The following is an 18,669-nucleotide window of genomic DNA, read 5'->3' as shown; positions in this document are numbered from 1 at the left end:
GCCGGTCCCCGCATGGACGCGCACCGCCGCTGCTGCCCGAGTCAGCTTGCCCGAGATCACTGTCATGCCGGCAGCCGCTCTACCTCATGCGAAAGCGGCCAGCTCTCCCCCGGATAGACGAGAACCTCCTCATCAACAGGCGGCCTGAATGGTGCTTGACTCTCACCCGGTCCACAGTTGGACCAAGGAGGTAACCAATGACAGCACCGGACAAGACGCGCCGCGACTTCGTCAAGCGTGGCGCTTATGTGGCCCCGGCGATCCTGACGCTCGCAGCGGCGCCCGAGTTCGCCAAGGCAGGTTCGATCAAGCCGCCTGGACCACCAGGTGGGCCACCAGGCGGGGGGCCTCCCGGCAAGCCCCCGGGGAAGCCACCAGGTTGGCCTCCCGGTAGGCCTTGACCCGCTCCACTGGCCCGGCACAGCCGGGCCGGCTCGATCGCACCGTTCTTGGAGCGACAAGCCCACAGGAAGACCTGTTTCTTCCTGCCTCAAACAGTACCCTGCCAGCCCAAGCCGCCACTCCCAGCCCCGGCAATCGCACCGGCTTCAGTGCTTGGCAGGTGCAAGACCTCAAGGGCGGTGTGCCAAGGCCCTTCGGCTGGCATCAGCATGCCGTTCCTTGTGGGAATCGCTGCTGCACTCCTGGCCTGACTCAGAGCCTGTCCTTTCTGTCTGGCACGGTCAGACCGGCTGCGGCGCATCGGGCCGGTCTATTTCGGCCACATCAACTTCCGCGGCACGATGCGCTTTGGCGTGGAGCGGCACGCGCAGTCACTGATACATGATCGCGTTGAGCGATCTCGCCACCCAGGGATCGGCTGAAAACGCGCGCTCATTCCAACTTCAAGTCGTCACTGAAAGATCACCGTTCGCCCTGAGCTTGTCGAAGGGCGTGTAGGCTGGCTGTGCCGGGGGCTTCGACAGGCTCAGCCCGAACGGGCTTTCTTCCAGTGCGAATGAAGAACTGGAATCAGACGCCTGCAGTGACGCCAAGTCACTGGCACGGGAACGACTGCACCGGCTGTCCGAGCTTTCTTGTCCACATTCGCTTGAGCAAGCGCTTCCTCTGCCAGAGTAGGCGCATGGCTGGCTCGATGGTGCCCTGCCTTCCATTTCCACTTCAGGCAAGGACAAGCCCTGACGCATGACGGATCGCGCGACGGTTGACCTTGAGCAGGCCTCGAGCTCCGATCACTGGCACACGCTGTCCCGAGCCGGGACGGAGCAGGCGCTACAGACCGGCCCCGCGGGACTGACCGAGGCCGAGGCGTGTCGCCGGCTGGCCCAGTATGGGCCCAACCGGCTGGCGCCACCGAAGCGCCGCGGGCCGCTGCTGCGGCTGCTGCTGCAGTTCCACAACATCCTGTTGTACGTGATGATGGCCGCCGCGGCCATCACCGCGCTGCTGGGGCATTGGGTCGACACGGGCGTGCTGATGATGGCCGTGGTCATCAACGCCATCATCGGTTTCATCCAGGAAGGCAAGGCCGAGTCCGCGCTGGACGCCATCCGGGCCATGCTCTCGCCGCACGCCACCGTGGTCCGCGAGGGCGTGCGGCGAGAGATCGACGCCGCGGAGCTGGTGCCTGGCGACGTGGTCGTGCTCGCGTCCGGGGACAGGGTGCCGGCCGACGTGCGCCTGGTCGCGGTCAAGGAGCTGCGCGTCGAGGAAGCGGCGCTGACCGGCGAGTCCTTGCCCGTGGAAAAGAGCGATGCCGCCGTGGCCGCGGACGCTGCGCTGGGCGACCGCTTCGGCATGGCGTACTCCGGCACGCTGGTGGTCTACGGGCAGGCCACGGGCATCGTCGTGACGACCGGCTCGGCCACCGAGCTGGGCAAGATCAACCAGATGCTCTGCGGCATCCAGAGCCTGAGCACGCCGCTGCTGCGGCAGGTGGACCGCTTCGGGCGGGTGCTCGCGCAGGCCATCCTGGCCGTGTCGGCGGCAACCTTCGCGCTGGGCACCCTGTGGCGCGGACACGCCGCGTCCGAGATGTTCATGATGGTGGTGGCGCTGGCCGCCTCGGCCATCCCCGAGGGGCTGCCGGCGATCATGACGGTCACGCTCGCGCTGGGCGTGCAGCGCATGGCGCGGCGCAACGCCATCATCCGGCGCCTGCCGGCGGTGGAGGCCCTGGGCTCGGTGACGGTGATCTGTTCCGACAAGACCGGCACGCTGACCCGCAACGAGATGACCGTGCAGCGCGTGGTGTGCGCGGGCCATGTTTTCGATGTCAGCGGCGTGGGCTATGAGCCGGTGGGCGAGATCAGCGCCCATGGCCATGCCGTGGACCCTGACCACTATCCGGCGCTGGCCCTGGCCATCCGTGCCGGCGTGCTGTGCAACGATGCGCGGCTGCGCCAGGAGGCCGGGCTGTGGCGCGTCGAGGGCGACCCTACCGAGGGCGCGCTGCTCGTCCTCGGCGGCAAGACCGGTTTCACCCAGCACCTAGGCGAGGAGGCATGGCCGCGGCTGGAGTCGATCCCGTTCGAGTCGCAGCACCGCTTCATGGCCACGTTCCACCGTGACTCCGATGGCCAGCCCTGGATCTTTGTCAAGGGGGCGCCCGAGCGCGTCCTGGACATGTGCCGGGCGCAGGCAGGCGACGGCGGCGAGCAGCCGCTGGACGTGGACTACTGGCGCCGCATGGCCACCGACACGGCAGCCCAGGGCCTGCGGCTGCTGGGACTGGCCTGCAGGCGGGCCGGACCCGCCGCCGAGCGGCTGACCTTCGACGATGCACAGTCGGACTACGTGATGCTGGCGCTGGTCGGCATCATCGACCCGCCACGCGAGGAGGCGCTGCACGCGGTGCGCGAGTGCCACCAGGCGGGCATTCGCGTCAAGATGATCACGGGCGACCATGCCGAGACGGCGCGCGCCATCGGCGCGCAGCTGGCCATCGGTGTGGGCAAGCCTGCCATCACCGGCGCGGAGCTGTCGCTGATGGACGATGCGGCGCTGCGCCGCGTGGCCATGGAGGTGGATGTCTTCGCGCGGGCCAGTCCCGAGCACAAGCTGCGCCTGGTGCAGGCACTCCAGGCCGGCGGGCAGGTCGTGTCCATGACGGGCGACGGCGTCAACGATGCGCCGGCCCTCAAGCGCGCCGATGTGGGTGTGGCCATGGGTCTCAAGGGCACCGAGGCCGCCAAGGAGGCGGCCGACATGGTGCTGGCCGACGACAACTTCGCCACCATCGCCCGCGCCGTGCGGGAGGGCCGCGCGGTCTACGACAACCTCAAGAAGTTCATCCTCTTCATGCTGCCGACCAACGGCGGCGAAGCCCTGGTGGTGATCGCGGCCATCCTGTTCGAGCTGGCGCTGCCGCTCACGCCGGCCCAGGTGCTGTGGATCAACATGGTGACCTCCAGCACGCTGGGACTGGCGCTGGCCTTCGAGCCCGCGGAGCGCGACATCATGCAGCGCCGGCCGCGGCCGTCCGGCGAGGCGCTGCTGTCGGGCTTCTTCGTCTGGCGGGTGCTGATGGTGTCGGTCCTGATGATGACGGGCGCGCTGGGCCTGTTCCTCTGGGAACTGGGCCAGGGCACCCCTATCGACACCGCGCGCACGATGGTTGTCAACGCGGTGGTCGTGGCGGAGATGTTCTACCTGGTCAACAGCCGCTTCATCCTGGCCCCGGTGGCCAACCGGGAGGGCCTGCTGGGCAACCGCTACGTCCTCTGGGCCATTGCCGCGTGCATCCCGCTGCAGCTGGCCTACACCCACGCGCCGGTCATGCAAGCCATCTTCGGCTCGACGGAACTGGCGCCGCTGGAGTGGGTCAAGGTCGTGGCGGCCGGCCTGTTCGTGTTCTGTGTGGCCGAGCTCGAAAAGCTCGTGATCCGCCGCACACCGCTGGCGCGACGCATGAGTCATGCACGCGGGGCCAGCCCGCAGCCTCAAGGAGTTCCCCATGGTTGATGCCCGCCAGGCCGGTCCCTTCCCCCAGCGCTTGTTGCTGGCCACCGACCTGAGCGCGCGTTGCGACCGGGCCCTGGACCGGGCCGCGCAACTGGCGCGGCAGTGGGAGGCTGAGCTGGTGGCGCTGCATGTCCTGGATCCCACGGCCTCGCCTGACCAGACCCTGGCCTGGATCGGTGGGGCCAACCATGCGCAGCTGCTGCAGGTGGCGGCGCAGCAGCTCTCACGCGACCTGGGACAGGCGGACGTCCCGGTGGCCCTGCGCCTGGGCGCCGGCAGCGACGTCGCCGCCAAGGTGGCCGAGACCGCCGCGCGTGAGCATGCCGGGCTGGTCGTCACCGCCGTGTCGCAAGGCGGTCCTCTGCGGCAGTTCCTGCTGGGCTCGACCGTCGAGCGCCTGGCGAGGTCGCTGTCGCAGCCGCTGCTGGTGGTGCGCAAGCGGCCCCACGGGCCTTACCAGCGGGTGCTCGTCGCGAGCGACTTCTCGCAGTCCTCCCATCATGCGCTGCGCACCGCCGCGCAGCTGTTGCCGGGGCGTGAGCTGGTGGTCTACCACGCCTGCATGACCACGCTGGTCGGTCTGGCCGATGCCGCGCCGACCGGCGCTGCCAACCTCGAGGCCGAGCAGCGCGAGTGTGCGGCATTCGTGGAGGCCAGCGCGCTGCCCGACCATGTGAGGGTTCGATGCGTCGTCGAGGAAGGCGCTGTCGAAGCGGCCCTGGCCCGGTACGTGCGGCAGCACGACATCGAGCTGGTGGTGATGGGCAGCCGCGGGCGCAGCGCGGTCATGAGCTTGCTGCTGGGCAGCACGGCGGCCCGGTTGCTGGAATGGCTGCCCTGCGACACCCTGCTGGTGCGCGAGCCGCGCGCTGACGGCTGACGCAGGCCGCGCGGCCGTCGCAGGATCAAGGCGGCAGGGCTGCTGCGGCCGTTGCCACGGGGTACTGGCCTTGCCGGGCGCTCCTGGAGCCCGTGGACGATTGCCCGATGAGGACGTTGCTGCTGTTCGTGGCCACCCGCTGGCCGAGATTGCCGGGTGCTACCTGCCTTACCTGTGGCTCAGGCAGGGGCGCTCTGCCTGGCTGCTGATGCCGGCAGCGGCAAGCCTGGCGCTGTTTGCCTGGCTGCTCACGCTGCACGGCACCGCTGCAGGCCGGGTGTACGCGGCCTACGGCGGCGTGGCCTTGGTGTGGCCGTGGGCGGTTGATCATATCCGGCCCACGAGCTGGGACCTCGCCGGCGCCACTGTCGCGCTGGCGGGCATGGGCATCATCATGTTTCAGCCGGCCCGGTAGGGCGCGCGAAGCTGGGCACGAGGGAGCAGTCGGCCCAGCGCCGCAGCACAGACAGCTTGAAGTGAGCCCCGGTGCGCGACGTGCGTGTCCCGTGAGGCTACGACGGCTCCTCGTGGCGAACGTGCCTGCGCACGAGCACGGTGCAGACGGCCAGGATCGAGAGCTTGTAGTAGGCAAACAGCCCTTCGACGAAGGCAGGCTCCTGCGAACCCGGGTGAGGGATCGCCCCGCCGGCCAGCGCGCTCAAGGTTCCCATGCCGGCCATCACGAATGCGGCTCGCACGTCGTGCCAGGCCACCCAGACCACTGGTGCGGCGAAGATCAGCGTGCTGCGAACCGCCTGGTCGCGGCTTGCATTGATCACGGTCCAGGCCAGGAGCCAGGCAAAACCCAGGACAACGGCTCGGCGCAGGGGACTCGGCGACGGAAGCACGGCAGCGTGTGGCCCTTGGCGGGATCACGAAGACCCAGGCCCACACTGTAAGCCCTGGTCAGGCCGGTAGCGACTTCGGAAGACACCGCCATGGCTGCTCGCCCACGTGCGGGCCGGGCGGCTACCGGCGCGGCTCGAGCGGTGGTGGCACCTGCTTGTTGCCGGCCTGGCGCTGGCGAAACAGCGCTGCGCGCGCCAACACGATCGTCGTCACCGGTGCGGTGATGGACAGCACGATGATGATCAGCCACACGTGCAGCGACAGCTCGCCCTGGCGTGCCGAGAAGTGGACGATGGAGGCCAGCGTCACGACCCACGCCGCCAGCGTCGAGGCCAGCGCCGGCGCGTGCATGCGCAGGAAGAAGTCGGGCAGCCGCCGCAGCCCCAGTGCCGCGGCGAGCACCACCATGCCGCTGAGCAGCAGCAACACGGCCACGACGATCTCGCTCAGCGGCGCGCTCATTCGATCACCTCGCCGCGCAACAGGAACTTGGCCAGCGCCACCGAGCTCACGAAGCCGAACAGCACCATCAGCAGCGCGCCCTCGAAGTACATGCTGCTGTCGTAGCGGATGGCCAGCACCAGCATGGTCAGCATGCCCACCACGTACATGAAGTCCAGCGCCAGCACGCGGTCCTGCGCGCTGGGGCCGTGCAGCACGCGCAGCAGCCCGATGCCCAGGGCCAGCGCGTAGAACACCAGCGTCACCGTGATGGCCACGGTCAATACCACGCTCATTCGAAGATCTCCTTCAGCGGCTGCTCGTAGCGGCGCTTGTAGGTGTCGATGAAGGCCGCCTCGTCCTCGACGTCGAAGACGTGCAGCAGCAGCGCGCTGCGGTCGGGGGCGAGCTCGGACCAGACCGTGCCGGGGATGACGGCGGTGATCACCGCCAGCGCCGCCAGCGCGTGCTCGTCGCGCAGTTCCAGCGGGATCACGACGAAGCGGCCGCGCGGCGGACGCCGCCGCGAGCGCAGCACGCCGTGCCCTACCTGCAGCGCCGACACCACCACCTCATAGCCCACCATCAGGATGAGCCGGCCCAGCACCAGCGGCCGGCGTATCGGCCCGGCGGCCGGGCGCAGCGGGGCCATCAGCGCCGGAATCACCAGGGCCAGCACCGCGCCCAGCAGCAGGTGCCCCGGGCTCAGGCTCTCCTGCAGCATCAGCCACAGCGCGAACAGCGCCGCCGACAGCAGCGGCGCGGGCAGCCAGCGCCGCCTCATGGTGCTCTCCCCGGCGCGGCAACCGGCAATGCCGCCGGCGCCACGGGCTGCGCCGCCATCACGGCGTCGATGTAGCGCCCGGGCAGGTGCAGCGTGTCGGCCGTCACGCGCATGTAGCGCAGCGCCGCGTCGCCGTGCACCACCAGCAGCGCGCAGCCCAGCAGCAGCAGCCCGATGGGCAAGGTCTCGACGATGCGCAGCCGCGGCGCCGGCTTGGCCTGCAGCGTCCAGAAGTGGCGCATGCCCACGCGCAGCAGCCCGGTGGCCGCGGCCAGGCCGGAGAGGATCAGCAGCGCGAACAGCACCCAGGCCGCCGCGCCGTGCATGTCCAGCAGCGTGGTGAGCATCGCCAGCTTGGCGACGAAGCCCGACAGCGGCGGCAGCCCCGCCACCACCAGCGCGCACAGCGTGAAGGCCACGCCCAGGAAGGCCAGCGCCGCGGGAATGGCGCGGCCGATGAGCGCCTCCTCCTCGTCGTCGAGGTTGGCATCGGTGATCGGCTCGGCGTCCAGGAAGAACGGCAGCGCCTCGCGCGTGTCGTCGACCACCAGCGGATCGGGCTGCACCTGACGCGCGCGCTCCAGCAGCTCCACCAGCAGGAACAGCGCGCAGCCCGCCAGCGTGGAGCTGGCCAGGTAGTACAACGCGCCGCTGCTGAGCGCGGGCTGGTTGAAGCCCAGCGCGGCGATGAGCGTGCCCGAGGAGGCAATGATGCTGTAGCCCGCCAGGCGGGCGAGCTGCTGCGAGGCCAGCATGCCCACCGAGCCGAAGGCCAGCGTCGCCAGCCCGCCCCACACCAGCGCCTCGCTGCCGAACATGGCCGATGCGCCCGCACCGGTGGGGAAGCACAGCGTCCACAGCCGCAGCACCGCGTACACGCCCACCTTGGTCAGGATCACGAACAGCCCCGCCACCGGCGCGCTGGCCGCCGCGTAGGCCGGCGGCAGCCAGAAGTTCAGCGGCCACAGCGCGGCCTTGGCCAGGAAGGCGATGGCCAGGATCGAGGCGCCGGCGTGCAGCAGGCCGCGGTCGCTCTCGGGCACCACGCGCAGCTTCACCGACAGGTCGGCCATGTTGAGCGTGCCGGCCACGCCGTAGAGCAGCGCCACGCCGATGAGGAACAGCAGCGAGGCCACCAGGTTGATGGCGATGTAGTGCAGCCCGGCGCGCACCCGCGCCGTCCCGTCGCCGTGCAGCAGCAGCCCGTAGCTGGCGGCCAGCAGTACCTCGAAGAAGACGAACAGGTTGAACAGGTCGCCGGTGAGGAAGGCGCCGTACAGCCCCACGAGCTGCAGCTGGAACAGCACGTGGAAGTACACGCCCGCCTGGTGCCAGCGCGCCAGGGCATAGAGCAGCGAGGCCAGCGTCACGCCGCCGGCCAGCACCGTCATCAGCGCCGAGAGCCGGTCGGCCACCAGCACGATGCCGAAGGGCACGGGCCAGTTGCCCGGCAGGTACAGCGCGAAGGCCTGCGCGGCGTCGCCCACGCCCACGCGGCGCAGCAGCAGCACCGCCAGCACCAGCCCGGCCACGGTGGAAGCCAGGTTGAGCACCGCCTTGAGGTTGCGCCGCCTGGTGCCCAGCAGCAGCATGAGCGCCGCCGTCACCAGCGGCAGCAGCACCGGCGCCACCACCAGGTGCTGCAGCGGCAGGCCCAGGGAGGACCAGGGCTCGTTCATGGCCGCTCCTCCTGCCCGTCCACGTGGTCGCCGCCGCTCAGGCCCCGCAGCGCCAGCAGCACCACCAGGAACAGCGCCGTGGTGGCGAAGCCGATGACGATGGCCGTGAGCACCAGCGATTGCGGCAGCGGGTCGGTGTAGTTCTCCAGGTTGGCCGCCAGGCCGGGCTTGACGATGGGCTCCTTGTCAACGGACAGGCTGCCCACGCTGAAGATGAAGAGGTTGACCGCGTACGACAGCAGCGACAGCCCGATGAGCACCTGGAAGGTGCGCGGGCGCAGCACCAGCCACACGCCCGCGCCCGTCATGACGCCGATGGCCAGGGACACCACGATCTCCATCAGGCACTTTCCTCGTTGGGGTTGTTGTCTTCGGGACGGCGGCGCACGCGCAGCGACTGGTGGGCGATGGCCGTGAGCAGCAGCAGCGTCGAGCCCACCACCACGGCGAACACGCCCAGGTCGAAGAAGGTGGCGCTGGGCAGGTGCACCTCGCCGATGAGCGGCAGCGTGAAGTGCGCGGTGTGCGTGGTCAGAAAGGGATGGCCCACGCCCAGCGAGCCCAGCCCGGTGGCGATGGCCAGCAGCAGGCCCACGGCGATCCAGCGCGGCGGGCGCAGCGGCATGCGTGCCTCTACCCAGCGGGTGCCGCCGACCATGTACTGGGCGATGAAGGCGATCCCCACCACCAGCCCGGCCACGAAGCCGCCGCCGGGCTCGTTGTGGCCGCGCAGGAACAGGTGCACGGCGTACATCACCGCCACCGGCAGCAGCAGCCGAACCAGCACGGCGGGCACCTCCAGGTAGCGCTGCTCGCCCTCGGCCGCGCTGGGGCGCTCGCCCAGGTCGCTGTGCACGTTGCCGCCGACCGCGCGCTGCTGCTCGGGCCGGTGGATCACCTCCTGCGGCGGCCGGAAGCGGCGCAGCAGCGCGAACACCGTCAGGCCCACGATGCCCAGCACCGAGATCTCGCCCAGCGTGTCGAAGGCGCGGAAGTCCACCAGCATCACGTTGACGACGTTGGTGCCGCCGCCGCGCGGCAGCGCGTTCTCCAGGAAGTAGGGCGAGATGCTCAGCGGCGCATGGCGCGTGAGCAGCGCGTAGGACAGCGCGGCCAGCCCCGCGCCCAGCAGCAGTGCCAGCACGAAATCGCGCCGCCGCCGCCAGCGCGCGCGGCCGGCGATGCGCGGATCGTCGCGCTCCACCCGTCGCGGCAGCCAGCGCAGCCCCAGCAGGAACAGCACCAGCGTGACCACCTCGACGGCCAGCTGCGTCAGCGCCAGGTCGGGCGCGGAGAACCAGGCGAAGGTGATGCACAGCGCCAGGCCCACCACGCCCAGCATGGTCAGCGCCGCCAGGCGGTGGAACTTGGCCTGCCACGCCGCGCCGATGGCGCAGGCGCCGGCGATGATCCACAGCAGCACGAACTCCAGCGTGGCCGGCACGCGCGCCCGGTTGCCCCACTCCAGCGGCACGATCAGCGCCGAGCCCTGCGCCGCGGCGCCGGCGATCACCAGCATCCAGAAGAGTTGCGGCTGCAACCGGCGTGTGCCGGCCCAGCGCCGCACGCGCCAGGCCAGCGCGGTGACCCACGCCAGGCCGCGCTCGAACATCCGCTTGCCGTCGAAGGGCATCAGCGGCGCGGTCTTGCTGCGGCGGCGCTTGAAGTGCCCGGCGAAGCGCAGGTAGATCGCCAGGCCCAGCGCCAGCGCGATCACGCTCATCAGCAGCGGCAGGTTGAAGCCATGCCACACCGACAGGCTGTAGTCGGGCAGCGTGCCGCCGACCACCGGCCGCGCCGCGGTGGCCAGCATCGGCCCGATGGACCACGCCGGCAGCGTGCCCACCACCACGCAGGCCAGCACCAGCAGCTCCACGGGCACGCGCATCCAATGCACCGGCTCGTGCGGCCGGCGCGGCAGGTTGCGCGCGGGCGGGCCGAAGAACACGTCATGCCCGAAGCGCAGCGAGTACACCACCGCGAACACGCCCGCCAGCGTGGCGGCCAGCGGCAGCGCGATCTCCACGCCCGGGTGCGCCGTGACGAACACCGTCTCGGCGAAGAACATCTCCTTGGACAGGAAGCCGTTGAGCAGCGGCACGCCGGCCATGGCCGCGCAGGCCACTATGGCCAGCGTGCCCGTGAAGGGCATGCTGCGGTACAGACCGTCCAGGCGCCGCATGTCGCGCGTGCCGGTCTCGTGGTCGATGATGCCCACCGACATGAACAGCGAGGCCTTGAAGGTGGCGTGGTTCATCATGTGGAACACCGCCGCCACCGCCGCCAGCGGGCTGTTGAGCCCCAGCAGCAGCGTCACCAAGCCCAGGTGGCTGATGGTCGAGTACGCCAGCAGCCCCTTGAGGTCGTTCTGGAACATGGCGGCATAGGCGCCCAGCAGCAGCGTCGCCAGACCGGCGCCGCCCACCGTCCAGAACCAGGCGTCGGTGCCCGCGAGCACCGGCCACAGCCGCGCCAGCAGGAACACGCCGGCCTTGACCATGGTGGCCGAGTGCAGGTAGGCCGACACGGGTGTTGGCGCGGCCATGGCATGCGGCAGCCAGAAATGGAAAGGGAACTGCGCGCTCTTGGTGAGCGCGCCCAGCAGGATCAGGCCCAGCGCCAGCGGGTACATCGGGTGTGCGCGCACCGTGTCGCCCGCGGCCAGCACGGCGTCGAGGTCGTGGCTGCCCACGATGTGGCCCAGCATCAGCAGCCCGGCCAGCAGCGCCAGCCCGCCCGTGGCCGTCACGGTGAAGGCCATGCGCGCGCCGCGCCGCGCGTCCTTGCGGTGGTACCAGTAGCCGATGAGCAGGAAGGAGAAGACGCTGGTGAGCTCCCAGAACACGACCAGCTGGATCAGGTTGCCCGCCGTCACCACGCCCAGCATCGCGCCCATGAAGCCCAGCAGCAGCGAGTAGAAGCGGGCCGCCGGGTCCTCGGGCGAAAGGTAGTAGCGCGCGTAAACGATCACGAGCAGCCCCATGCCGCTGACCAGCATCGCGAACATCCAGGCGAAGCCGTCGAGCCGCACGATGATGTCCACGCCCAGCCCCGGCAGCCAGGGCAGCCGCTCGCTCACCACCGCGCCGCCGGCCACTTCCGGATAGAGCAGCGCCAGCGGCACGGCCACGGCCAGTGCCGCCGCGGCCGCCCATAGCGACTCGAGGTTGCGGGCGCTGGTGGGCAGCAGCGCCGCGACGAGGCTGCCGACGAACGGCACAAGCAGCAGTAGCAGAAGTGACATGAGCCCGCAGTCCATGAGCCGGCATACGCTGTCCGGCTGCTGTTGTTCATTGGCAGCTCACCCGCGCACCGCGCTGCAATTGCGCGCGGCTGCTCACCGGGCTGCACCGAGCCATGGCTGACACAGCCAAGACTCACGGCTCGGGAAGGCTTGCTCTGGACAGAGCTGCCGGCAGGCATGCCTCTCCAATGCCCATGCCGCGCAGTGCGGGCAGATCACGGCGCGCGTGACGGCCGTGGCGCGGGTGTGCTTCTGCCCACTAGCATACCCCGGGCGCCGCGCCAGCCCCCGGGCTGGCGCGGCGCGAAACCAATGGCCCGGCGGCGGGTCCACTGCTTCAGCGCCACTGCTGGAGCACGCACACCGCGAGCTGCCGACCCGCCTATCGCGGTGCATGCCTTGCCCTTGCCACCGGCACTGTCGCTGTCCCGGACGGAGCTCATTGCCCGCCATGAGCGCCCACCATCGCAAGGCAACACCGAGGCGGTGTGACTCACCGGAGCGTCGTGCCGTGCGGCGTCCGCAGCCCCGTGGGGAACGCCCATGAGCGCGCTCGGCCCCATCGCTGGTGACGACGGACTTCTCGGCGCAGGCGCGGCGTGCAGCCTGCCGCGCAGCCGAAGTGGCTTGCGCCACCGGCCGGTGGTTTGCTGCGCCGCCCTGCGGCAGGGGCCATGTGCCAGCGGCTGTTGGACCACGCTTGCACACCGCTGCTGGTGGTGGTGCGGCAACAGCCACGCCGGCCGTACCGACGCGTGCTCGTGCCCGTGGACCTGGCTGCCGAGTGTGGAGCATCGCTGGCTCTGGCCCGCGCTGCCGCACCACAGGCGCGCGTGGTGCTCATGACGGTGCAGCATGCGCCCGTGCAGGCTCCTCAGTCCCCTGGGCACCCAGCCCAGGCACCAGCCCTGGCCGGGCGGCCACTTCATGGGCTTGCCCTGCAGGGCGGGCTCCTGCCAGGGCAGTGGGAGTCCATCGTTGTCCAGGCAGACCCTTCCTCGCGCGTCGTTGGGGAGGAACGGACGCAGGACGCCGGCCTCGCCGTGCTTGCACGGCATGCCCGCCCCGCACGCAGCAGCCGCAGCCCGGGAGCGTCGCCCGGCGTGTACTGGCCGAGGGCCGCGCCGACTTGCTGGTCCTGGCGGCCGTTGCGCGGCAGGGCGCGACCGCAGCCCCAGGCACAGCCGGCGGCCAGGGCGACTTCACTCCTGCAGACCCAGACCGACACTCGTGATGCGCCCCTCGTGCAGCGCACGCACCACGAACGTTGCGCTCCCGTGCCGGACATGGTCTCCTGCCACCGGAGGACGTCCGATCTCGCGGGCCAGCCACTCTGCAAGCGTGCTGGAGGGCGCTGCCGGCGCAGGCAGGCCGTAGAACTCGCACACCTGCGCGACCGGCGTGGCGGGGTCCAGCGCAAAGTCGCGGAACACGCTGCGCATCCCCCGCTCGTCGTCCTTTTCTGGCAGCGCCACGCGCAGCCTGCGCGCGGCCACGCCGATGGTCGTGCCCTGGATGAGCAGCGAGGCCAGGACCACGACAAAGGCGACGTTGAACAGCAGCATCGCCTGCGGGATGCCGGCCAGCAGCGGGAACATTGCCAGCACGATGGGCACCGCCCCGCGCAGGCCGACCCACGAGATGAACCAGGTCTCGCGCGGCGAGAAACGAAACGGCACCAGGCACAGCCACACGGCCACCGGCCGGGCAACGAAGATCAGGACAGCGGCCACGGCCACGGAAGAGGCCAGCGTGTCCATGAATGTTGACGGAGTGACCAGCAGCCCCAGCAGCAGGAACATGCTGGCCTGTGCCAGCCAGGCATAGCCGTCCATGGCCGGCAAGCTGGGCTCCACGGCCGCGGCGGCCCTGTTGCCCACCACCAGGCCGAAGAGGTAGACCGCCAGGAAACCCGAGCCGCCAAGCAGCCCCGCGGCAGCAAACACCGACAGCCCCGCCGCGCCAACGAGCAGCGCCGTGATGCCGCCACCGGCGTCACGCGTGGCCACGCGCCGCAGCAGGGCCGCGCCCAGGAAGCCGCTGCCCAAGCCCAGTACCGCCCCCCAGCCAAATTGCTCCAAGAAGGACAATGCCATCGTCGCCCAGGCGGACGAGGCCGGAGCATCCGACGCGGCCAGGGCAATGAACGCCAGCGTCAGGTACACCGCCATCGGATCGTTGACGCCCGACTCGATCTCCAGCGTCGCCGCGATGCGCTCGTTGAGCGTCACGCCTGAGCGCGTGAGCAGCGCGAACACCGCCGCGGCGTCGGTGGAGCCGACGATCGCGCCCAGCAGTAGCGCCATGGTCCAGTCCAGCCCCACTACCCACCGGCCAGCCAGCGCCGTGATGCCGGCGCACAGCACCACACCAACCGTGGCCAGCACGGCGGCCGGGCGCAGCCCGGTGCGGAAGGTCGAGTAGGCCGTGCGCAGTCCGCCGTCCAGCAGGATCACGGCCAGCGCCAGGTTGCCCACCCAGACGCTGAGCCTGAAGTCGTCGAAGCGGTAGCCCCCGATGCCATCCTCGCCGGCCAGGATGCCCGCCAGCAGGAACACCAGCAGGAACGAGAAGCCCACACGAGTGGAAAACATCCCCGCCAGCACGCTGACGAACACCAGGGCTGCTGCAGCCAGCAGTGGCAGGTAGACAAACTCCATGCCTGTAGTATCCGCGGCCAGGCATCCAGCCCGTGGCATGCCGCGCATGGCCCGGCATCGGCGCGACGGCTGTGTGCCAAAGAGCCCGTCGTGACGGGGCTGAAGCGGGCAGACGGCGCAAGAAAGCCGCACCTGCACCGTGCGGTAAGCGCGCTGCGCGGACGCTGTTTCACAATAGCCGGGTACCGTGCCGGACCGTAAGCACGCAAGCAGCCCGCCGGGCGCGGCCCCCTGGCTGCAACGGCATGGAGCGAGGGTTTGCTGACAGCGATGCATTGGGGCCCACCGGCACGCCGCTTCACCTTCGAGCGTGTCTTTGTGCACGTCCGAGATCGCTTATGGCAAGCCACTGCGCGTACAGGAATACCAGCGATGATCCACTTGGCCTCCATCCTTGCTGCAACGGATCTGTCCGCCCCGTCCCGGCTGGCGGCTGACCGCGCCGCGCGGCTGGCCCACGAGACCGGCGCTACGCTGCACCTGCTGCACGTTCTGCCCGGCGGGGCTCTGCAGGAGCTGCGGCAGTGGCTTGGCGCCGGCCACGCAGCCGAGAACCAGTTGCAAGAAGACGCCAGGCGCGAGTTGCACGAGTTGGCCGCCCGGCTTCAGACGATGCGCCACGCGGCGGTGAGCCCGGAGGCCGCCAGTGGTCCGGTGCTCGACGAGATCGGCCGGCACGCCGAACGGCTCGATGCGCAGCTGCTGGTGCTGGGTGCGCGCGGCGCAGGGTACCTGCGTCGGCTCATGGTGGGCACGACAGCGGAGCGGCTGCTGCGGCGCACCACCCGGCCCGTGCTGGTGGTGCGCCAGACGCCGCACGAACCCTACCGGCAGGCATTGGTCGCGCTGGATTTCTCGCCCTGGTCAGCGCCTTCGCTGAGCGCGGCCCGGCACGTGGCACCGCATGCGCACCTGGTGCTGATGAGCGCTTTCCAGATTCCCTTCGAGGACAAGCTGCGCTTTGCCGGGGTCGATGACCGCACGATTGGCGAGTACCGGCAGCAAGCGCGGCTTGACGCCGCAGCGCGGCTGGATGCCTTCGCGCAGGACAGCGGCCTCAAGCCCGGCCAATGGACACCGTGCGTCGTCGAAGGCGAGGCCTCGCTGCGCATCGTCGAGCAGGCCCAGGAACACGAGTGCGATCTCGTCGTGCTCGGCAAGCACGGCCAGTCGGCAGCCGAGGACCTGCTGCTCGGCAGCGTGACCAAGCATGTACTGGCCGAGGGCAGTACCGACTTGCTGGTATCCGGTACTCGGCAGCCTTGAGGTGTCCGGCGCACTGGGAGTGCCACAGGTTGATCACTGTAGCCCGGTTCCCCAGGCGCGATGAGTGCCAGCGTCGCTGCACAGCCCAGCGCCAGTAGCGTTGCCACCACCGCTCAGCGCGCATGCTCCACAGGGCGCAGGGGATGTGCACTGGGGGGCCTGTCCGTAACAGTCACGCGTTGCACGACCATGCCCAGGGCATTGTGCCGGACCTGCAACTGCAGCCGGTCGCCTTGCTGGTACGGCACCTCGGCAAACCAAAGGCGCGCAACGGTCACGTAGCGGCTGGCCTGTGCGTCCTCATCCTGCAGGACAAGGTCCTGTGTCCTGTAGCCCAGCACCCCTGGCCGGATGTGCGCAACGCGCATCTCCACCACCACCGACTCTCCCGGGAACAGCCAGACCAGTGCGGCCAGCGCGTTGCCCGGGATGGCCCCCGCCACGTAGACAGCCATGACCAGCGCGGCCACCAACACGCAGCGATCCACCCGACTGCTGGGCAGCCGCAGCGGCCGGCCGGCTGCGCGGGCCATGAAGACGAACGCCAGGCAGACCAGGATGGTGCCCAGCAGCGCTGTCTGCAGCCGCGCCACCAACGGCCGCTCGTGCATGTAGGGCAGCACATGCACGAAAGGCACCATGATCAACGGCAGCCAGATGAACAGGGCCACATAGCCCCAGCACAGGATCCAAAGGAGCCGGTATCCGGGGCTCAGCCGCTTGTACAGGGATCCGTGCGCCATTCGAATGACTCTTGCCTCATGAGCCGTCGGCGTCCCCGCATGGACACCCGCACATTTTCGGCCGGACGCGATAGCAAAAACCGCGTCCACCCCGTAAGGCCTGGGCAAAGGGGAGCGCCGGTCCAAGGGATCGAGCTGACTTCGGTCGCGTGCGGTGCCGTGTACAGCACGGGGAAAGGGTGCCGCTGTACGGCAGTCCCGGTGCACCCCTGGATATGCCGGCGTGATTGCCGCAGACAGCCGTGTGGAGCATGGCGAGTCGCTGGTAGTGCGTAGCGCGCTGCAGCAGCGGGAGCTGTTGACAAATGACCAAGCCCGCTTGAAGCCGCTGCTCTACCGGCTCGCCTTCCGGGTCACCATTGAGGTGCGCCGGTCGGCGTGAGCAGTACGGTTCGCATGCGTTGTTGACCGCCATCGTGCTGGCATGGAACACAGGGTGTGCCCCGCTTCGGGCCAGGGCTGGGGCCTTTTGGCTGCTCTGTGCCAGTCGTCATGCTTGCAGCTTCACCAGACTCAACACGGAGCCGACCATGGACTGGGCCAGTTCCCTCTCGCCGACGAATACCTTGCCAGCACCGTCGCGCTCCAGCAGATCCGCCTCTTCCTCGTTATGACTTCGAACGATGACGTTGACACCGGGGTTCAACGTGCGTGCTATCTCGACCATCGACCGCACTTGAACCGTCTCTGAAGTGGCGATGACAAGGGCGCGCGCGTCGCGAACGTGTGCCTGAATCAGCACGCCTTCCGCGGTCGCGTCGCCCCATACCGCCGGGGTGTTCCTGCGGCGCAGTTCCTCGACGAACTCCCTGTTCGATTCGACCACAACAAAGGGCACACCCTGCTTGGTCAGCTCGCCGGCAATCTGTTTGCCGACACGTCCCCAGCCAACCAGCACGACCTGGTTCGACAGGTACTTGCTCTCGGTCGACATCGGCAGCTCGGACAGCGGGTTCGAAGAGGGATCAAGCCGGGCAGAGAGCTTCGGGTATCGCGCAAACCAGCGTTCGAGCGGACCCGCGAAGCTGAACATCAGCGGGTTGAGCGCGATGGAGATCAGGGCACCGGCCAGGATAAGGTCGTTGCCCTCCTTCGGCAGCAGCCCCAGAGTCATGCCGAGCCCCGCAAGGATGAACGAGAACTCGCCCACCTGCGCCAGGCTTGCGGACACGGTGACGGCGGTGCGGACCGGGTAGCGCAGCATCAACACGACGGCGATCGCCGCCAGCGACTTGCCGATGACGATGACACCGACCGTCGCCAGAAGGTGCAGCGGCTCCCTGAGAACGATGTTCGGGTCGAACAGCATCCCCACGGAGACAAAGAACAGCACGGAAAAAGCGTCCTGCAGCGGCAGTGTCTGCTCGGCTGCACGTTCGCTGAACCTGGATTCGCGAAGAACCATGCCAGCGAAGAACGCGCCAAGAGCGAACGACACCCCGAACACCTGCGACGACCCGTACGCGATGCTGACGGCGGCGGCGATGACACAAAGCGTGAAGAGCTCCCGCGACCCCGTCTTGGCGACTTGCCAGAGCACCCACGGGAAGAGACGCCTGCCGACGATGAGCATGAACGCCACGAAGCCACCAACCTGGGCCAGCGTGATCGCAATCGTCATGGCCGTGCTGCGGTCGGTCGCGTCGCCTTGTCCACCCAGCGAGGGCGCAAGCGCGGGCAGCAGCACCAAGACCAGCACCATGGCGAGATCCTCGACAACGAGCCACCCTACGGCGATGCGCCCGTTCGCGGAGTCCAGCATGCCCCGGCTTTCGAGCGCCCTGAGCAGCACGACCGTGCTTGCCACGGAAAGCGAGATGCCGAACACCAAGGCGGCGCCCACCGACCATCCCCAAAGGCTCGCCACGCCGGCGCCCAAGGCTGTAGCCACCACCATCTGGACGACGGCGCCAGGAAGCGCAATCTTGCGCACAGCGAGCAGGTCGTCGATGGAGAAGTGCAGTCCGACACCGAACATCAGCAGCATCACGCCAACCTCGGCAAGCTGCCCGGCAACATGCGAATCAGCGATGAACCCGGGCGTGAACGGGCCGATGGCGATGCCAGCGAGAAGGTAGCCCACCAGCGCGGGAAGCTTCAGGCGCGCCGCAATGAAGCCCAGGATGAGGGCCAGCCCGAAGCCGGCAGCGAGCGTGGTAATGAGGGTGATGTCGTGGTGCAACTTCGTGTTCTCTTTCT

General features: G+C 69.4%; 14 protein-coding genes and 1 pseudogene. 5 read left to right on the top strand and 10 right to left on the bottom strand.

Going from position 1 to position 18,669, the window contains the following annotated elements; translation table 11 throughout:
* The first annotated feature begins 1,146 nt into the window (after nucleotides 1-1,146).
* The 3 genes and pseudogenes from FJ694_RS28345 to FJ694_RS28335 all read left to right on the top strand — a co-directional run bounded on the left by FJ694_RS28345 (nucleotide 1,147) and on the right by FJ694_RS28335 (nucleotide 5,219).
* The gene (locus FJ694_RS28345) at nucleotides 1,147-3,924 is read left to right on the top strand and encodes a cation-transporting P-type ATPase (RefSeq protein WP_157270896.1); all 2,778 of its coding nucleotides are present in this window, start codon (nucleotides 1,147-1,149) and stop codon (nucleotides 3,922-3,924) included.
* Nucleotides 3,917-4,804: a universal stress protein gene (locus FJ694_RS28340; RefSeq protein ID WP_157270895.1), complete on the top strand. Its 888-nt coding sequence runs from the start codon at nucleotides 3,917-3,919 to the stop codon at nucleotides 4,802-4,804. The genes FJ694_RS28345 and FJ694_RS28340 overlap by 8 nt, the downstream gene beginning before the upstream one ends.
* Before the next feature lie 107 nt (nucleotides 4,805-4,911).
* Nucleotides 4,912-5,219: pseudogene (locus tag FJ694_RS28335) on the top strand (YnfA family protein).
* Between the two features lie 97 nt (nucleotides 5,220-5,316).
* Here FJ694_RS28335 and FJ694_RS28330 read toward each other — a convergent pair.
* The 8 genes from FJ694_RS28330 to FJ694_RS28295 all read right to left on the bottom strand — a co-directional run bounded on the left by FJ694_RS28330 (nucleotide 5,317) and on the right by FJ694_RS28295 (nucleotide 14,461).
* Complete coding sequence (locus FJ694_RS28330; protein WP_157270894.1) at nucleotides 5,317-5,583, bottom strand: hypothetical protein; 267 nt, start codon at nucleotides 5,581-5,583, stop codon at nucleotides 5,317-5,319.
* Nucleotides 5,584-5,773: 190 nt separating this feature from the next.
* Nucleotides 5,774-6,115, bottom strand: a complete 342-nt coding sequence (mnhG, locus tag FJ694_RS28325; protein ID WP_157270893.1) for a monovalent cation/H(+) antiporter subunit G — start codon at nucleotides 6,113-6,115, stop codon at nucleotides 5,774-5,776.
* Nucleotides 6,112-6,390 (bottom strand): K+/H+ antiporter subunit F, encoded by a 279-nt coding sequence (locus FJ694_RS28320; protein WP_157270892.1) that lies wholly within the window; start codon nucleotides 6,388-6,390, stop codon nucleotides 6,112-6,114. The genes mnhG and FJ694_RS28320 overlap by 4 nt, the downstream gene beginning before the upstream one ends.
* Entirely contained in the window at nucleotides 6,387-6,878 is a 492-nt protein-coding gene (locus tag FJ694_RS28315; protein WP_157270891.1) for a Na+/H+ antiporter subunit E, read from the bottom strand. The genes FJ694_RS28320 and FJ694_RS28315 overlap by 4 nt, the downstream gene beginning before the upstream one ends.
* Nucleotides 6,875-8,557, bottom strand: a complete 1,683-nt coding sequence (locus FJ694_RS28310; protein WP_157270890.1) for a monovalent cation/H+ antiporter subunit D — start codon at nucleotides 8,555-8,557, stop codon at nucleotides 6,875-6,877. The genes FJ694_RS28315 and FJ694_RS28310 overlap by 4 nt, the downstream gene beginning before the upstream one ends.
* Nucleotides 8,554-8,898, bottom strand: a complete 345-nt coding sequence (locus FJ694_RS28305) for a Na+/H+ antiporter subunit C (RefSeq protein ID WP_157270889.1) — start codon at nucleotides 8,896-8,898, stop codon at nucleotides 8,554-8,556. Before FJ694_RS28305 ends, FJ694_RS28310 begins: the two co-directional genes overlap by 4 nt.
* Nucleotides 8,898-11,801 carry a monovalent cation/H+ antiporter subunit A gene (locus FJ694_RS28300; protein WP_157270888.1) on the bottom strand — a complete coding sequence of 968 codons (2,904 nt, stop codon included), beginning with the start codon at nucleotides 11,799-11,801 and terminating at the stop codon, nucleotides 8,898-8,900. The genes FJ694_RS28305 and FJ694_RS28300 overlap by 1 nt, the downstream gene beginning before the upstream one ends.
* Before the next feature lie 1,202 nt (nucleotides 11,802-13,003).
* The gene (locus FJ694_RS28295; protein ID WP_157270887.1) at nucleotides 13,004-14,461 is read right to left on the bottom strand and encodes a potassium/proton antiporter; all 1,458 of its coding nucleotides are present in this window, start codon (nucleotides 14,459-14,461) and stop codon (nucleotides 13,004-13,006) included.
* A gap of 258 nt (nucleotides 14,462-14,719) precedes the next feature.
* On the opposite strand from FJ694_RS28295, the gene FJ694_RS28290 reads away from it, so the two are divergent.
* Nucleotides 14,720-15,727, top strand: a complete 1,008-nt coding sequence (locus tag FJ694_RS28290; RefSeq protein WP_232540261.1) for a universal stress protein — start codon at nucleotides 14,720-14,722, stop codon at nucleotides 15,725-15,727.
* A gap of 113 nt (nucleotides 15,728-15,840) precedes the next feature.
* Here the strand turns inward: FJ694_RS28290 and FJ694_RS28285 are convergent, their stop codons facing one another.
* Nucleotides 15,841-16,470, bottom strand: coding sequence for a hypothetical protein (locus FJ694_RS28285; RefSeq protein ID WP_157270886.1), 630 nt, complete (start codon nucleotides 16,468-16,470; stop codon nucleotides 15,841-15,843).
* A 223-nt stretch (nucleotides 16,471-16,693) separates the two neighbouring features.
* Here FJ694_RS28285 and FJ694_RS28280 point away from each other — a divergent pair, with 223 nt between their 5' ends.
* Entirely contained in the window at nucleotides 16,694-16,852 is a 159-nt protein-coding gene (locus FJ694_RS28280) for a hypothetical protein (protein ID WP_157270885.1), read from the top strand.
* Nucleotides 16,853-16,960: 108 nt separating this feature from the next.
* Here FJ694_RS28280 and FJ694_RS28275 read toward each other — a convergent pair whose 3' ends face one another.
* Nucleotides 16,961-18,652 carry a cation:proton antiporter domain-containing protein gene (locus FJ694_RS28275; protein ID WP_157270884.1) on the bottom strand — a complete coding sequence of 564 codons (1,692 nt, stop codon included), beginning with the start codon at nucleotides 18,650-18,652 and terminating at the stop codon, nucleotides 16,961-16,963.
* Nucleotides 18,653-18,669: the final 17 nt, after the last annotated feature.

The sequence above is a fragment of the Azohydromonas aeria genome (genome assembly GCF_009760915.1).
Taxonomy (GTDB): Bacteria; Pseudomonadota; Gammaproteobacteria; order Burkholderiales; family Burkholderiaceae_C; genus Azohydromonas; species Azohydromonas aeria.
Note: the sequence above shows the minus strand (reverse complement) of the source record. Positions and strands in the feature narration are given on the sequence as shown.

Coding starts and splice junctions, on each gene's coding strand:
- FJ694_RS28345 (WP_157270896.1), top strand. CDS start 1,147: ATGACGGATCGCGCGACGGTTGACCTTGAGCAGGCCTCGAGCTCCGAT.
- FJ694_RS28340 (WP_157270895.1), top strand. CDS start 3,917: ATGGTTGATGCCCGCCAGGCCGGTCCCTTCCCCCAGCGCTTGTTGCTG.
- mnhG (WP_157270893.1), bottom strand. CDS start 6,115: ATGAGCGCGCCGCTGAGCGAGATCGTCGTGGCCGTGTTGCTGCTGCTC.
- FJ694_RS28320 (WP_157270892.1), bottom strand. CDS start 6,390: ATGAGCGTGGTATTGACCGTGGCCATCACGGTGACGCTGGTGTTCTAC.
- FJ694_RS28315 (WP_157270891.1), bottom strand. CDS start 6,878: ATGAGGCGGCGCTGGCTGCCCGCGCCGCTGCTGTCGGCGGCGCTGTTC.
- FJ694_RS28310 (WP_157270890.1), bottom strand. CDS start 8,557: ATGAACGAGCCCTGGTCCTCCCTGGGCCTGCCGCTGCAGCACCTGGTG.
- FJ694_RS28305 (WP_157270889.1), bottom strand. CDS start 8,898: ATGGAGATCGTGGTGTCCCTGGCCATCGGCGTCATGACGGGCGCGGGC.
- FJ694_RS28300 (WP_157270888.1), bottom strand. CDS start 11,801: ATGTCACTTCTGCTACTGCTGCTTGTGCCGTTCGTCGGCAGCCTCGTC.
- FJ694_RS28295 (WP_157270887.1), bottom strand. CDS start 14,461: ATGGAGTTTGTCTACCTGCCACTGCTGGCTGCAGCAGCCCTGGTGTTC.
- FJ694_RS28285 (WP_157270886.1), bottom strand. CDS start 16,470: ATGGCGCACGGATCCCTGTACAAGCGGCTGAGCCCCGGATACCGGCTC.